The 15005-nt window shown below is 71.6% G+C and carries 16 protein-coding genes and 1 tRNA gene; 11 read left to right on the forward strand and 6 right to left on the reverse strand.

What is annotated here, in order from left to right; genetic code table 11:
• The first annotated feature begins 5 nt into the window (after nucleotides 1-5).
• From BJ964_RS14050 to BJ964_RS14085, 8 genes are all read left to right on the forward strand, one after another.
• Nucleotides 6-584, forward strand: coding sequence for a hypothetical protein (locus tag BJ964_RS14050; RefSeq protein ID WP_188121080.1), 579 nt, complete (start codon nucleotides 6-8; stop codon nucleotides 582-584).
• Nucleotides 547-1587: an AAA family ATPase gene (locus tag BJ964_RS14055; protein ID WP_229806637.1), complete on the forward strand. Its 1041-nt coding sequence runs from the start codon at nucleotides 547-549 to the stop codon at nucleotides 1585-1587. The genes BJ964_RS14050 and BJ964_RS14055 overlap by 38 nt, the downstream gene beginning before the upstream one ends.
• Before the next feature lie 10 nt (nucleotides 1588-1597).
• Nucleotides 1598-2935, forward strand: coding sequence for a DUF58 domain-containing protein (locus BJ964_RS14060; protein WP_407650842.1), 1338 nt, complete (start codon nucleotides 1598-1600; stop codon nucleotides 2933-2935).
• A gap of 1 nt (nucleotide 2936) precedes the next feature.
• Nucleotides 2937-3503, forward strand: a complete 567-nt coding sequence (locus tag BJ964_RS14065; RefSeq protein ID WP_229806638.1) for a hypothetical protein — start codon at nucleotides 2937-2939, stop codon at nucleotides 3501-3503.
• An 87-nt stretch (nucleotides 3504-3590) separates the two neighbouring features.
• The gene (locus tag BJ964_RS14070) at nucleotides 3591-4949 is read left to right on the forward strand and encodes an NAD(P)/FAD-dependent oxidoreductase (RefSeq protein ID WP_188121083.1); all 1359 of its coding nucleotides are present in this window, start codon (nucleotides 3591-3593) and stop codon (nucleotides 4947-4949) included.
• A gap of 55 nt (nucleotides 4950-5004) precedes the next feature.
• Nucleotides 5005-5090: transfer RNA gene (locus BJ964_RS14075), tRNA-Leu, on the forward strand.
• 177 nt (nucleotides 5091-5267) lie between these two features.
• A complete protein-coding gene (locus BJ964_RS14080) occupies nucleotides 5268-6104 on the forward strand; it encodes a Bax inhibitor-1/YccA family protein (RefSeq protein ID WP_188121084.1) in 837 nt (278 codons plus the stop codon).
• Between the two features lie 201 nt (nucleotides 6105-6305).
• Complete coding sequence (locus BJ964_RS14085; protein ID WP_229806639.1) at nucleotides 6306-6611, forward strand: hypothetical protein; 306 nt, start codon at nucleotides 6306-6308, stop codon at nucleotides 6609-6611.
• Between the two features lie 361 nt (nucleotides 6612-6972).
• Here BJ964_RS14085 and BJ964_RS14090 read toward each other — a convergent pair whose 3' ends face one another.
• From BJ964_RS14090 to BJ964_RS14105, 4 genes are all read right to left on the reverse strand, one after another.
• Nucleotides 6973-7431, reverse strand: coding sequence for a GNAT family N-acetyltransferase (locus BJ964_RS14090; protein WP_188121085.1), 459 nt, complete (start codon nucleotides 7429-7431; stop codon nucleotides 6973-6975).
• Nucleotides 7432-7668: 237 nt separating this feature from the next.
• Entirely contained in the window at nucleotides 7669-8910 is a 1242-nt protein-coding gene (locus BJ964_RS14095; protein ID WP_188121086.1) for an acetyl-CoA C-acetyltransferase, read from the reverse strand.
• 65 nt (nucleotides 8911-8975) lie between these two features.
• The gene (locus tag BJ964_RS14100; RefSeq protein WP_188121087.1) at nucleotides 8976-9764 is read right to left on the reverse strand and encodes an SGNH/GDSL hydrolase family protein; all 789 of its coding nucleotides are present in this window, start codon (nucleotides 9762-9764) and stop codon (nucleotides 8976-8978) included.
• 16 nt (nucleotides 9765-9780) lie between these two features.
• Nucleotides 9781-10806 carry an SGNH/GDSL hydrolase family protein gene (locus BJ964_RS14105; RefSeq protein WP_188121088.1) on the reverse strand — a complete coding sequence of 342 codons (1026 nt, stop codon included), beginning with the start codon at nucleotides 10804-10806 and terminating at the stop codon, nucleotides 9781-9783.
• A gap of 144 nt (nucleotides 10807-10950) precedes the next feature.
• Here BJ964_RS14105 and BJ964_RS14110 point away from each other — a divergent pair, with 144 nt between their 5' ends.
• Complete coding sequence (locus BJ964_RS14110; protein ID WP_188121089.1) at nucleotides 10951-11295, forward strand: YkvA family protein; 345 nt, start codon at nucleotides 10951-10953, stop codon at nucleotides 11293-11295.
• Between the two features lie 3 nt (nucleotides 11296-11298).
• Nucleotides 11299-12657: a cystathionine beta-synthase gene (locus BJ964_RS14115; RefSeq protein ID WP_188121090.1), complete on the forward strand. Its 1359-nt coding sequence runs from the start codon at nucleotides 11299-11301 to the stop codon at nucleotides 12655-12657.
• Here BJ964_RS14115 and BJ964_RS49090 read toward each other — a convergent pair.
• Complete coding sequence (locus tag BJ964_RS49090) at nucleotides 12654-13676, reverse strand: DUF695 domain-containing protein (RefSeq protein ID WP_188121091.1); 1023 nt, start codon at nucleotides 13674-13676, stop codon at nucleotides 12654-12656. The genes BJ964_RS14115 and BJ964_RS49090 overlap by 4 nt on opposite strands.
• A 199-nt stretch (nucleotides 13677-13875) precedes the next feature.
• Between BJ964_RS49090 and BJ964_RS14125 the strand changes: the two genes are divergently transcribed.
• A complete protein-coding gene (locus BJ964_RS14125; protein ID WP_229806640.1) occupies nucleotides 13876-14211 on the forward strand; it encodes a hypothetical protein in 336 nt (111 codons plus the stop codon).
• A 287-nt stretch (nucleotides 14212-14498) separates the two neighbouring features.
• Here the strand turns inward: BJ964_RS14125 and BJ964_RS14130 are convergent, their stop codons facing one another.
• Nucleotides 14499-15002 (reverse strand): GNAT family N-acetyltransferase, encoded by a 504-nt coding sequence (locus BJ964_RS14130; RefSeq protein WP_188121092.1) that lies wholly within the window; start codon nucleotides 15000-15002, stop codon nucleotides 14499-14501.
• Between the last annotated feature and the right edge of the window lie 3 nt (nucleotides 15003-15005).

Here is a 15005-nt window from a genome sequence, read left to right on the forward strand (position 1 = left end):
ACCGCGTGAGCGACGGAGGACTGGACGATCTGTTCGGTGCCGCCGACGGCCGGGTCGTCGCCGAGGAGCGGGAACCCGTCACCAGGCGGCGCTCGGCGGCCATCACACTGATCGGCAACGCGGCCGTGATCGGGCTGGCCACAGTGGTGGCGACGGCCGGTCTGCGGGCGCTCGGCCTGACCATCTCGCTGCTGCTGCTGATCGCCCTGCTCACCGGCCTTCGCCTGCTGATCCACGCGGTCGCGGCCGTGGCGCCGCCGCCCGGGCCGAGGCTGCGGTCGGGGATCGGCGCGGAGGCCCCGCCGGCGGTGGACGCGCTGCGGGCGACGGTTCGCCGCTGGGAGCGGAACCTGGACCAGGCACACTCGGATCCGGATCTGCATGCGCGTAACGTTCTGCCGGTGCTCGCGGAACTCGCCGACGAACGGCTGCGCCTGCGGCACGGCATCACCCGGGCCAGCGACCCCCGCCGGGCCCGTGAGCTGCTCGGGGACGATCTCTGGGCGACGCTGTCCGGTCCGGGGCGCCGCGCGCTCAAGGCCCGGGATGTCGAGACCTACCTCGACGCCATGGAACGACTGTGAGAAAGGTGCGCCGGTGACGCAGGCTCTTCCCCCGTACGAGGTCGGGCGGCTGGCCGGGGCGGTCCTCGACTCCGTCGGCACCGTCGTGGTGGGCAAGCGGGACTCGCTGGAGCTGGTGCTGGCCGGGATCCTGGCCGGCGGCCACGTGCTGCTGGAGGACATGCCGGGGCTCGCCAAGACGCTGACCGCCCGGTCCTTCGCGCAGGCGCTCGGGCTCGACTTCCGCCGTCTGCAGTTCACCCCCGACCTGCTGCCGGCCGACGTCACCGGCTCGTTCCTGTACGACCAGCGCAAGGGCGACTTCGCCTTCCGGGCCGGCCCGGTGTTCACCAACATGCTGCTGGCCGACGAGATCAACCGGACGCCGCCGAAGACCCAGTCCGCCCTGCTCGAGGCGATGCAGGAGAAGCAGGTGTCGGTCGAGGGCGTCACCTACCGCCTGGACCCGCCGTTCCACGTGATCGCGACGGCAAACCCGATCGAGTACGAGGGGACCTACCCGCTCCCCGAGGCGCAGCTGGACCGGTTCCTGCTGCGGGTGTCGTTCGGCTACCCGACGGCCGAGGAGGAGTGGGCGATCCTCCAGCGCCGGATGGCCCGCCGCCAGGAGGAGGCCACCCTGGCTCCGGTGGTCGACGCTCGTACGCTCCAGATGATGCAGGGCGCGCTGGAGTCCGTCGCCGTGGAGGACTCGATCGGCCGCTACATCGTGGCGCTCACCTCGGCCACCCGGGAGCACGGCGCCGTACTGGTCGGCTCCTCGCCGCGTGGCTCGCTCGCGCTGCTGCTGCTGGCCCGTGCCCGGGCGGCGATGGCCGGCCGTGACTACGTGGTGCCGGAGGACGTGAAGGACGTGGCGATCCCGGCGCTGGCCCACCGGATAACGCTGCGCCCGGAGATGTGGCTGCGCCAGGTGAATCCGTCGTTCGTGGTGCAGGAGGTGCTCACCGCGGTGCCGGCCCCGGCGAGCGGGGCGCTCCCGACGTACGCCCGGCATGACTGACCTGTTGCGCCTGCGCCCGGCCGTGCCCGCGGGCGGGGCCGGCGAGTCGTCGTCCGGACCGGTCTGGGCACCGACCCGGGCACTCGGCCGTTCGGTCCTGCTCACCGGCCTGCTGCTGCTCCTCGGCGTGGCGCTGGGCCGCGTCGACCTGGCGCTGCTGGCCGCCCCGTTCGCGATCGGCGCGGCGATCAACCTGCGGCGGATCCCGTCCGCGGCCCCGGAGATCACCGTCCGGACCGACGAGTCGTACCTGGTCGAGGGCGGCGCGGTGGATGCCGGGCTGATCGTCTCGAACCCGGACACGATCGACTACGACCTGGTGGTGGTGCGTACGCGTACCTCCCCCTGGCTGAAGCTGGAGCACGCCGACCGCCCGTTCGCGATCACCGTGGCCGCCGACGGCTGGGCCGCGATCGACCTGCCCGGCGAGGCGACCCGTTGGGGCCGGCAGGACGTCGGTCCGGCCGCCGCGCGGGCCGCCGCCTGTGGTGGCCTGCTGGCCTGCCGTCCGGTGGTGACGCCGGCCGCCGGGGTGCGGGTCTACCCGGTGACCGAGCCGTTCAACGCCACCGAGGCGATGCCGGCCGCGGCCGGTCTGGTCGGCGCGCACCGCTCCCGGCGGCCCGGTGAGGGCGGTGAGCTGGCCGGGGTCCGGCAGTTCGCCCCCGGCGACCGGCTGCGCCGCATCGACTGGCGGGTCTCCCTGCGGACCCGTGACCTGCACGTCGCCTCCACCCTGTCGGACCGGGACGCCGAAGTGCTGCTGCTGCTCGACGTGCTCGGCGAGATCGGCCTCTCCGGCGGGGTCCGCGGCGAATCGTCGGTGCTGGACACCACGGTCCGGGCGGCCGCCGCGATCGCCGAGCACTACCTGCACCGGGGGGACCGGGTCTCGTTGCTGGAGTACGGCGCGACCGCCCGCCGGCTGCGCCCCGCCTCCGGCCGCCGGCAGTATCTGACGGTGCTGGAATGGCTGCTCGACGTACGGGCCGATCCGGTCAATTCCGAGCAGTACGAGAACGTCGTCGGCGCCCACCACGTCTCCTCGTCCGCGCTGGTCGTGGTGCTGACCCCGCTGGTCGACCCGCGGGCCGCCGACATGCTGGCCCAGCTCACCCAGTCCGGCCGGTACGTGGTGGCGGTGGACACCCTGCCCGCCCAGGCCGCCCCGCCGGTGCGGAACCAGTGGACCCCGCTGGCCACCCGGCTGTGGCGGCTGGAACGGGAGAACGTGCTGGGCCGGCTGCGCGAGCACGGCGTACCGGTGGTGGCCTGGGCCGGCGCCGGCAGCCTGGACCTGGTGCTGCGTGACGTGGCCCGGTTGGCCTCGGTTCCGAGGGGGCGCTGACGTGCGGAACGATCTGACCAGGCGGATGGACCGGTGGCGTACCGCCGCGGGACGGGCGACCACGATTCCGTTCCTGGTCCGTTGCGGCGTCCTGCTCACCGGCCTGCTGGCGACCGTCGTCGCCTGGCCGCTGGAGATGCTGTCCAACCCCCGGTTCATGGTCCTGCCGGTGGCGGCCGTGATCTGGGCGGCGCTGGCACCTCGCGGCCGGGGTGGCACCGCCGCGGCGCTCAGCGTGATCGCCGGGTGGCTGCTGAACACCGCCGGTTTCGGCGCCTCGATCGACCTGTGGCGGGTGCTGACCCTGGCCACCCTGCTCTATCTGGGGCACACGCTGACCGCGCTGGCGGCCGTCCTGCCCTACGACGCGATGGTGAACTTCGACGTGCCGGCGCTCTGGCTGGGCCGTGCCCTGATCGTGGTGCTGAGCTCCGCGGTGGTCATCGTCCTGGCGCTCGGACTGACCGCGGACCTGGGCGGCGACGCCTTCCAGTTGGCCACGCTCGCCGGTCTGGCCGCGGCCGCCGCCGTGACAATGGTCCTAGCACGTATGGTCCGGCGCGGGTGAATTCTGAGTCTTAGGTCACTTGACTTCCGCCGTTGTGATCGTCACAGAACCACGCATGAATCGCTTCCCCCGCGCGACAATAGAGGCGTGAATCCGCCGCGCATTGTCGTCGTAGGAGCAGGTCACGTCGGGCTTTACGCCGCCCTCCGCCTGTCCAAGAAGCTGAACCGCAATCGGGCCGAGGTTGTCGTAATCGACCCTGTTCCGCACATGACTTACCAGCCGTTCCTGCCTGAGGCGGCGGCCGGTAACATTTCGCCGCGACACGCTGTGGTGCCGCTGCGCCGTGAGTTGAAGAAGTGCCGCATCGTCTCCGGTGAGGTGACCCGGGTCGAGCACGCGCGTAAGACCGTGAGCGTCCAGCCGATCGACGGTCCCGCCTACGAGATGGAGTACGACCACATCATCGTGGCGCCCGGCTCGGTCTCGCGGACCCTGCCGATCCCCGGCCTCAGTGACATGGGCATCGGCCTCAAGACCATCGGTGAGGCCATCTACCTGCGCAACCACATCCTCGACCGGCTGGACGTCGCCGCCGTGACGCCCGACGAAGAGGTGCGCAAAGCTTCGCTGAACTTCGTGTTCGTCGGTGGTGGCTTCGCCGGCATCGAGGCGCTCGCGGAGATGCAGGACGTGGTCTCCGACGCGCTGAAATACTACCCGGAGCTGGACCCCAAGGAGGTCCACTTCATCCTGGTCGAGGCCACCAACCGGATCCTGCCCGAGGTCGGTCCCGAGATGGGTGCGTACACCGCTCGCCAGCTCGCCGCCCGCGGCGTGGACCTGCGCCTGGGCACCTTCCTGAAGTCGTGCGCCGACGGCCGGATCGAGCTCTCCGACGGCGACTCGTTCCGCGCCGAGACCCTCGTCTGGACGGCCGGTGTCAAGCCGTCGCCGATGCTGGCCAACACCGACCTGCCGCTGGGGCCGAAGGGGCACGTCAACTGCCTGCCCACCCTCCAGGTCGCCGACACCGAGACCGGCGAGGTCCTGGAGGGCGCCTGGTCCGCCGGTGACTGCGCGCAGGTGCCCGACCTGACGAACCCGGGTGGCTGGTGCTCGCCGAGCGCCCAGCACGCGGTCCGCCAGGCGCGGGTGCTCGCCGACAACATCGTTCAGGTGATCCTCGGCGGCGCCCCGAAGGAGTACCGCCACAAGCACGTCGGCGGTGTCGCCGGCCTCGGCCTGAACAAGGGTGTCGCGCACGTCTACGGCATCAAGGTCAAGGGCTACCCGGCGTGGATCATGCACCGGACCTACCACGTGAGCCGGATCCCGTCGTTCAACCGCAAGATCCGGGTGCTCGCCGACTGGACGCTGGCGCTGTTCCTCAAGCGGGAGACCGTGGCGCTGGGCCAGCTGCACCGTCCGCGTGAGGAGTTCACCGAGGTGACCCCGCCGGTCGAGCTGCCGCAGGAGAAGAAGGTGGCCGCCGGATCCCGCTGATCCGGTAATGCCGTTTCCATCGCCTGGGCGGCACCAGCTACGGTGTTCGCAGGCCGCCCGGGTGGTGGAATGGCAGACACGGCCGCCTTAAAAGCGGCTGCCCGAAAAGGCGTGCGGGTTCGAGACCCGCCCCGGGCACCATCTACCGCGGCCGCGGCGTGACGCCGCGGCCGCGATCTTGAGCACAGGGCTGCTGACCAGCACTGACGTCGGTCATTTTCAGCTGGCTCACAGCTACTGGAAGCAGCGGGAAGTGGACACACGGCTTACCCTTGAGCGACAGGCACAGCGCCGCAATCTCTAGGGAGGCTGGAAACAGTGAAGACATCGAACCCGGTGCTCTCGCGCCTCGGCCAGGCGGCCGAGCGGGAGCGAGCGGCCGGGTACGGGCCATATGGGCCGGCCCCGCAGCCGGGTTACGGTCAGCCGGCCTACGGCGATCCCTACCCCACCGCGGCGGGCTACCCTTCCGCTCCTCCGGCCGTTCAGCCGATGACCCTCGACGACGTCGTCGTCAAGACCGTGCTGCTTCTCGGCCTCACCGGTATCTCCGCGGTCGCCGCGTGGAACCTGATCCCCGACGCCCTGGTCGGTCCCGCGTGGATCGGTGCGGCGCTCGTCGGCCTCGTTCTCGGCCTGGTCATCTCGTTCTCGCGGATGGCCAACCCCGCTCTCGTGCTGACCTACGCGGTCGTCGAGGGCGTCTTCGTCGGCATGGTCAGCAAGGCCTTCGAGAACATCCTGGGCTACCAGGGCATCGTCCTCCAGGCCGTGGTCGCCACCTTCGGTGTGTTCTTCCTGATGGCCGGGCTCTACAAGGCCCGCGTCATCCGGGCGACGCCGAAGTTCATCCGCGGGATGATCGCGGTCATGGCCGGCCTCTTCGGGGTCATGCTGATCAACTTCGTGCTGGCTCTCTTCGACGTCAACACCGGTCTGCGTGACAACGGCCCGCTCGGCTATGTCTTCAGCCTGGTCTGCATCGTGGTCGCCGCGTTGAGCTTCATCCTGAACTTCAACGAGATCGAGGAGGGCGTGCGGATGGGTCTGCCGCAGCGCTACTCCTGGACCGCGGCGTTCGGCATTCTGGTGGGCCTCGTCTGGCTCTACATCGAGATTCTCCGCCTGCTGAGCTTCCTCCAAGGCGACGACTGACGGTTCGTCCGTCGTCCCGAGCAACGCCCGGCTCGCCTCCCCGCGAACCGGGCGTTGTCCCCCGCTTGACGCGAGCCCGCCCGTGCCCCGTGCCGGGCGGGCTCCGTCTTTCCAAAAGCCCTCCCGAAGCCTTTGGCGCCGGAGCCTGCCGGAGCCTTTGCCGGGAATCTCCCGCCGGAGCCGCCCGGGTATGGTCGCCGGGTGCCCGACTTCGCCACCTCCATCGAGCGGCTGCTCACGCAGGTCCACCACTGGGACGAGCCACGCTGGCGAGCCACCGCCACCACCGGCACCCGCTCCCAGTTGGTGCGGGACCTCGTGCAGCGCCTGGCCGACCTGAGCGCCGAGGCCGAGTCCCGCCCCACCCGCCGGGTTCCGCACATCCACGACCTGGTCCTGCGCGACCAGCTCCGGGTCCTGGCCGACGACCTCCTGGCCGCGGCCCCCTCCGCCGACCTGCTGGTTCGGGCCACCACCGCGGTCGACGAGACCCGCCGCGCCCTCTGACACCTCCGCAAAGCGGCATTTCACCCTGCCCGGCGGCGCCTCACCCCGACCCGGACGATCTCCTGCCCGGCGGCGCGTCACCCCGACGTCAAACCCGCCATCCGGTACGGGAAAGCCCCGCACCCAGCCGCACTCTTCCCGCCCCGCCGAGCACCGCGAGGCGCTGCCCACCCCAGGCCGTAGCGCGCCCGCCGGGGGGAGCGCTGTCTCAAGCCCCGAGACAGCTCTCCGAGCCAGCCGGAAAGATCCACCCGCGGGAGACGAGCAACGGCCGGGCTGTTTCGGTGGGCTTCCTCGGCTGTTGTTCTGCGTGTGTGGGCGATCCGGGTGAGTGCATGTGCCAGGGCTGGGGACCGTGGTCTCAGGAACGCAGGGTGCGGGTGAGGGAGTCGAGGTCGGGGACCGGGCGGAAGCCGAGTTCGGCGTAGAGGGCCTGGGCCGCGGCGTTGCCGGGCTCGGTCTGCAGGGAGATGCGCAGGGCGCCGGTGGTTCGGGCTTCGGCGATGGCGTGTTCCATGAGGGCGCGGGCTACTCCGTTGCGGCGCTGGGCGGGGTCGACGAAGAGGTCGCGTACGGAACAGGCCTGCCCCAGGCGCAGCGAGGCGGGGAGGACCAGGGTGGTGATCAGGCCGGCGGGGCGGCCGTTCCGGAGGGCCACGGTCAAGGTCAGGCCGTAGGCGGTGATCTGACGGGCGAGCCAGCCGGCGGTGGCCGACGGGTCGGAAGGGTGGCCGTAGTGGGCCCGGTAGTCGTCGAAGAGGGTGGCCGCGGCGGGGAAGCCGGTGTGCTCCGGGGTGACTCGGACCAGGTCGGTCGGCATGTGGGCACCGTACCGGGGTGTGGGGTTCGAGGGTGACCACGCACGGGCGTCGCCGGGTGGGGGTGGCCGTTCAGGAGCCGCCAGGCGACTGGCCGCCCGCGCCCGGCCCTCGGCGGGAGCGACGGTCCGCACCCACCACCCCGCTGCGACATCAAGATCTTGACCCGGCCCCGCTGCGGCAGATCGTGAAACGGCCCGGCACGCGGGGCAGGCGTGCCGGGCCGGGGGTGCGGAAGGTCAGCTGAGGCGTTCGACGATCAGCGCCATGCCCTGGCCGCCGCCGACGCACATGGTCTCGAGGCCGATGGACTTGTCGTGCCAGTCGAGCGAGTTCAGCAGGGTGCCGGTGATGCGGGCGCCGGTCATGCCGAACGGGTGGCCGACGGCGATGGCGCCGCCGTTCACGTTGAGCTTCTCCAGCGGGATGCCGAGGTCCTTGTACGACGGGATGACCTGGGCCGCGAAAGCCTCGTTGATCTCGACGAGGTCGACGTCGCCGATGGTCATGCCGGCGCGCTTGAGGGCCTGCTTCGACGCCTCGACCGGGCCGAGACCCATGATCTCCGGGGAGAGGGCGGTGACGCCGGTGGACACGATCCGGGCGAGCGGGGTGATGCCGAGCTCGCGGGCCTTCGTGTCGCTCATGATCACGACCGCGGCGGCGCCGTCGTTGAGCGGGCAGCAGTTGCCGGCGGTGACCCGGCCGTCGGGGCGGAAGACCGGCTTGAGCTGCGAGACCGCGTCGATGGTGACGCCGGCGCGGGGGCCGTCGTCCTTCGACACGACGGTGCCGTCGGGCAGCGTGATCGGGGTGATCTCGCGCTCCCAGAAGCCGTTGGCGATGGCCTTCTCGGCGAGGTTCTGGCTGCGGACGCCGAACTCGTCCATCTCCTCGCGGGAGACGTTCTTGATCTGGGCCAGGTTCTCCGCGGTGTAGCCCATCCCGATGTAGATGTCGGGGGCCAGGCCGTCTTCGCGGGGGTCGTGCCAGACGCTGCCGTTCTGGGCGCTGGCCTGCGTGCGGGCCTGGGCCTCGTCGAAGTACGGGTTGGTCCAGCGGCCCAGCGCCTCCTGGGCGGCCGACGGCAGGCCGTCGGAGCTGCCGCGGGCGAACCGGGACACGGTCTCCACACCGGCCGAGATGAAGATGTCGCCCTCACCGGCCTTGATGGCGTGGAAGGCCATCCGGGTGGTCTGGAGCGAGGACGAGCAGTATCGCGTGATGGTGGCGCCGGGCAGGCCGTCCAGGCCCAGCTTGGTGGCGACCACACGGGCCATGTTGAAGCCCTGTTCGCCGCCGGGCAGACCGCAGCCGAGGTAGAGGTCCTCGATGAGGGTGCGGTCGAGCTGCGGCACCTTGTTCAGGGCGGCGTCGACGATCGTGGTGGTGAGATCGTCGGGGCGCAGATCCTTCAGCGAGCCCTTGTGGGCGCGGCCGATGGGCGAGCGGGCAGTGGCGACGATGACAGCTTCCGGCATGGGCCCAGTTTACTCATCGGTAACATGGTCGGAAGCGCGAATTTGTCACACGAGGTGCAAAAAATTCAGACGCTGCTCATCGCCGCTTTCGACACCGCCGGATAGAGCGCGTGCGCCCAGACCCGGTAGCCATCGGCGGACGGGTGGAAGCCGTCGTAGCAGAGCGTCCCGGCGTCGGCGCGGAACACCGCACCCGTTTCGGCGGCCAGGTCGACCACCACACCGCCGGCCTCGGTCACCGCCCGGGCCTGGGCCCGGGCCATCCGGCGGCCGATCAGCCCGGCGATCTGCCGCAGCGGCGGGGCCATCGAGCGGGCGGCGCCCAGATCCGGGCAGGTGCCGACCACCACCTGGACGCCCGCCGAGCGCAGCCGCCGCACCGCCTGGCCCAGATGATCGGCCGCGTCCTCGGGACCGCGCCCGGACGCCGCGTCGAAGGCCCCGATAAGCACCACGGCCACGTCCGGCCGGTCGCCGAGCAGGGAACGGGCCACCTGGGTGGCCAGGTCGCTGGAGCGGGACCCGGCCACACCGACGCTGGACAGCAGCACGTGCCGCTGGCCCATCTCGGCCGAGCCGTCGGCGAGCAGGCGGGCGAGCTGGCCACCGACCGTGTCGGACAGCCATTCCACGCCGACACCCACCGCGGCCGAGTCGCCGAGCAGCACCAGGCGCAGCGGCGGCGCGCTCTGCGGGCCCATCGACGTGCGCAGCGCCAGGCCCATGGTGGGCTTCGCGTAGCGCCGCGACTTGGCGGCCAGCATCTCCCCGGCGATCAGCGCGACACCGCCCACCACGCCGGCCAGCAGACTCGTGGCAGCGGCCCTGGTGAGTCGTTCCGGCAACCCCGCCATGTCCCGCCTCCCTGCATCAGCCGACCTGATGATCCTCTGGGGTATACCCTACGGCCCCGGCCGCGGAGTCACCGCTGGGAACGGGGGCCGCGGCCGTGGGGCGCGCGCTGAACCAGCGGTAGCGGCGCATCCGGGCCCACGGCCCGGCCGGGGCGACCTCGGTCCCGGGCGCCCGGACCGCCTCGTCGGCCGCCTCGGGAAGAGCACGGACGTCCTCGGCGACCGGGATGGCCACCCGGTCCTCCGTGCCGAGCACGGCCATCACGGTCGGCATCATCACGGAGACCGCCCTGGCGTACCCCTCGGCGGACGGGTGGAAACGATCCGAGCTGTACATCCGCCCCGGGTCCGCCTCGAACATCGGGCCCAGCAGGTTGCCCAGCGACACCGTCCGGCCGCCGGCCTCGACCACGGCGATCGTCTGCGCGGCCGCCAGCTGCCGGCTCCAGCGCCGGGCCAGCCAGCGCAGCGGCGGCTTGATCGGCTGGATCGCGCCGAGATCGGGGCAGGTGCCGACGACCACGCGGCACCCGGCCGCGCGCAGCCGGCGCACCGCGTCACCCAGATGGCGGACGGCCGCGTCGCGCGCCGAGAAGTGCGTGACGTCGTTCCCCCCGATCAGGATGATCGCGAGGTCCGGTTCGTACTCACATGCGGCGTCCACCTGGTACGGAAGGCCGGCCGAGACCGAACCGACCACGGCCAGCCGGTGCAGCCGGACCGGGCGGCGCAGACGGCGGGACACCCCGGTGGCGAAGAGCGCGCCGGGTGTCTCACGGGGACGGTGGACGCCGTACCCCGCGGCCGAGGAGTCGCCGAGGATCACCAGGTTGACGGGCTGCCCGCCGAACTTCGCGCCGTAGACGCCGTCACCGCGGGGCGGGGGCGCCTCGGCCATCGGGATGATCCGGCGGGCGTCGGCGGCCTGGCGCATCAGCAGGCCGGCGGAGAGAGCCGTCAGCCCGGCGACCGCGCCGGCGGCCCGGGCGGCCACCCGGATCCATCGCCAGTGGGCACTGCTGGTTGCATCGATGGTGCTCATAGTCTCCCTCGCTGTCGCTCGAAGGGAACCATCCGGCTCGCCCATGATCGGCGTTGCTTGTCGGAATTCGAGGCTAACTCGCAATGGCGAGAGGCAATCATGGCGCGCCCACGTCATGCTTGAGTTGCCGAAAGGGGAACACAGATGGCCAAGACGTTGAAACGTGCCGCGGCGTTCACCGCGCTCGCCCGGGCGCTCACCGCGGGCACCCGGGGCGGTCCCACGATCGCCCAGAGACTCGGCGCGCTGCCCCGCATGATCGCGGCCACGGTCCGGGGGCGGTATGACGGCGGCGCCCGGCTGGCGCTGATGGTGGCCGCGACAGCGTATGTCGTGTCCCCCGTCGACGCCGTCCCGGAGATGTTCCTCGTCTTCTTCGGGCTGATCGACGACACGGTCGCGGTCACCTGGCTGGCCGGCATGATCCTCAGTGAGACGGAACGGTTCCTGGAGTGGGAGCGGACCCCGCCCGCCCTGGTCGTAGAGTGAAGCGTGCGCTATTACGACAACGTGGTCGAGATCATCGGTAACACCCCGCTGGTCCGCCTGAACAGCGTGACCGAGGGCATCAGCGCCACCGTGCTGGCCAAGGTCGAGTACATGAACCCCGGAGGTTCGGTCAAGGACCGGATCGCGCTGCGGATGGTGGAGGACGCCGAGAAGGCCGGCCTCCTCAAACCCGGCGGCACGATCGTCGAGCCGACCAGCGGCAACACCGGGGTCGGCCTGGCCCTGGTGGCGCAACAGCGGGGCTACAAGTGTGTCTTCGTCTGCCCCGACAAGGTCAGCGAGGACAAGCAGAACGTTCTGCGGGCGTACGGCGCCGAGGTGGTGGTCTGCCCGACCGCCGTCGCGCCGGAGGACCCGCGTTCCTACTACAACGTGTCCGACCAACTGACCCGGGACATCCCAGGCGCCTGGAAACCGGATCAGTACAGCAACCCGGCGAACCCACGCTCGCACTACGAGCAGACCGGGCCGGAGCTCTGGGAACAGACCGGCGGGAAGATCACCCACTTCGTGGCGGGCGTCGGCACCGGCGGCACGATCAGCGGCGTCGGGCGCTACCTCAAGGAGCAGGGGCCGGTCCAGGTGATCGGCGCCGACCCGGAGGGCTCCGTCTACTCGGGCGGGACCGGGCGGCCGTACCTGGTCGAGGGCGTCGGTGAGGACTTCTGGCCGTCCGCGTACGACCGGGAGGTCACCGACGACGTGATCGAGGTGAGCGACTCGGACTCCTTCGAGATGACCCGCCGCCTGGCCCGCGAGGAGGGCCTGCTGGTCGGCGGCTCGTGCGGGATGGCCGTGGTGGCCGCGCTCGAGGTCGCCCGCAAGGCCGGGCCGGACGACGTGATCGTGGTCCTGCTGCCGGACGGTGGGCGTGGCTACCTGTCCAAGATCTTCAACGACCGGTGGATGGCCCGGTACGGATTCCTGCGCACCCAGGAGGGCACCCCCACGGTGGCCGACGCCCTGGCCGGCAAGGGCTCCGAGATCCCGCCGCTGATCCACGTGCACCCCACCGAGACGGTCCGCGACGCCATCGACTACATGCGGGAGTACGGCGTCAGCCAGCTCCCGGTGCTCAAGGCCGAGCCCCCGGTGGTCACCGGGGAGGTGGCCGGCTCCATCTCGGAGAAGGTGCTGCTGGACGCGCTCTTCACCGGCCAGGCCCACCTGCACGACACGATCGAGCGGCACATGAGCCAGCCGCTGCCGATGATCGGCGGTGGCGAGCCGGTGGCCGAGGCCGTCGCCCTCCTGGAGAAGGGCGACGCCGCGATGGTCCTGGTCGACGGCAAGCCGGCCGGTGTCCTCACCCGTCAGGACCTGCTGGCCCACCTCAGCTAGGCGAGGTGGGCGACCTGCTCCCAGGCCGGGTCGGGCGTGACGGTGATCCGGACACGCCCGTCCGGCCAGGCGGCGGTCAGCGGCTTCAGGGCCTCGGCGGCAGCCGGACGGTCGGCGTAGAGGTGCGTGGTGCGGACACCGTCCGATGTCTCGTGCGCGACGAGGACCGCGCCGTCCAGGTGCCGGGCGATGTGGTCCTCCAGCGCGTAGAGGTCCGGGAACGCCTCCTTGGCCGGGAACCCGTTGTCGTCGCGCCGCGAGTACGGCACCTCGACCCGGATGTGCAGGTCGTGCCCCGGCCAGCGGGCCGGCCGCAGTGGCGTCTGCGCCATGGCCACCAGCGGCCTGCCACGTCGGGTGCCGGACATGGACAGCCACGGCTCCTCGCCCTCGGCCGGCGCCAGCCCGCCCACAACAGCGGCCAGCTCCGGGCCGGTCAGTGACGCGCCGGGCCCGGATGCCGGCGTGACCGCGCCCACCCAGATCCCCACGGCGTCCTCCCCGAGGATCCAGTCCAGCGAGAGGAACGTGATCTGGGTGCGGGCGCCCTCGGGCAGCTCCGGGAACCGCGGGTGCCACACCTCGACGTGCACCCGGGGCCGGTCCTCGTCGACCTCCGCGCTGAACCGCAGCTCGGCCAGGTCGAGCCGGTGCCCGGCGATCTCCAGCTGGGCGTCCGCCAGGGCCGTGGGATTGCCCTGACGAGCCGTGGCGTAGCCGAACGTCTCGTCCGGCGGTGGGCCGGCCCGCCGCCAGCGCTCGGCCAGCGCCCGGAGCCGCGGATCGCCGACCGCGCTGATCACCAGCAGGTGCCGCGACGACGTGCCCGCGGTGAACTCCCAGTCCAGCTCCGGATGGATCGCCGAGACGGCGGCGCCCATCTCGGCGATGAGAGCATCATCGGGATGCCCGGCGATCTGCCTCTCCGCCCGGGGCCGGGCGGTCGCCCACCAGTCCCAGAACCGCTCGATCGCCGCCGCCGGATCCGGCTCCGTCTTACGTCGTCTCTTGAAGATCACCGGCGCACCGTACTGCCTGGGACCGACATTTTCGTGAGCCCGTGGGCCATCGATGCTCGTGCGGAGGGAAACCGCTCGGTTCATGGATTGTTACGGATAGTCGCCGCAATCGCACAGACAGTCCGACCGGCCGATGAGCCGCTGCGGTTGTATGTGTCGTGACGGAGCTATGAGCCACTCCCGGACGGAGGGGTAGGGGATGGTCGACGTCGACGAGGCGGCGCCCGCCGACATCGTGGACCGCCTGCTGTGGCGGGACGCGCAACGGATGCTCGGGCGCCACGTGGCGAACGGCGTGGACGGCCTGGAAGGCACCTGCGACTGGTGCGGATGGCGCTGGCCGTGCTCGGCCCGCCGTCTGGCCGAGCGGGCCGCCGCGGTCGCCCGGCGGCCGTGGCGTGAGGCCTGGACCCTGCGCCACGACCTGAACAGCATGCGTTCCCTGCCCGGCAAGCGGGCCGGTGCGGACGAGATCGGCCGCTACGGCGCCGGCCCGTACCACCGCAACGACGACAACCGGAGGTATCTGGCCTGATTTTTGAACCCTGACGTCGCCGACATGCTTGACCGTCCCCCGGCAAGTGCGGCTTCCCGGCCCGGCCGACGTCGCCCGGCGGTGACACCGGTGCGCCCCGCCAGCGCTCCGGTGTCCCGCGCCCAGACCCGCTCTTGAACTGGATCCCAGATCGGCACGCCTCCGCTGATCGAGCGCCTCCGGCCAGGCGCATCCGGTTCGGGCGGGGCGGTGGGCGGGAGCACGAGACCAACAGGTTCCCCCGCATTCACTCGGTCCCGTGCTCCCGCCCGACCAGCGCCCCACGTCTACAACGGATGTGAATACCGCAGCTGCGGCAGGTCCCGGTCGTTGACCGGGGCGACCCGGACCGCCCCGTCCGGGAGCCAGCCGCCCTTCTCGTAGAAGCGCCGGGCCACCGCGTTGTCCTCCAGCACCCACAGCACCGCCCGCCCGGCCCCGAACCCGCCCAGCCGCTCCAGCGCGTCGACCATCAGGCGCCGTCCGACGCCGGTGCCGACCCGCTCCGGGGCCAGATGGATCGCGTACAGCTCGACGGCGCCTTCGGTCTCGCTCGGGCCCAGGTAGGTGAAACCGGCCAGTTCGCCGTCCACCTCGGCGACGGTCATCCGGTGCGTCTCCCGCTCCCACCGCCAGCGCTCGACCCACCAGGCGCTCATCGCCTCCGGCCCGCGGGCCGCGAACGTCTCGGCCGGAATCAGATGGGCGTAGGCAGCCGCCCGGGAACGGTGATGCAGCGCGCCGATCGCGGCCAGGTCACCGTCCTCAGCGGGACGAAGCGAAACGGTCATGGG

The sequence above is a fragment of the Actinoplanes lobatus genome (genome assembly GCF_014205215.1).
In the GTDB taxonomy this organism is placed as follows: domain Bacteria; phylum Actinomycetota; class Actinomycetes; order Mycobacteriales; family Micromonosporaceae; genus Actinoplanes; species Actinoplanes lobatus.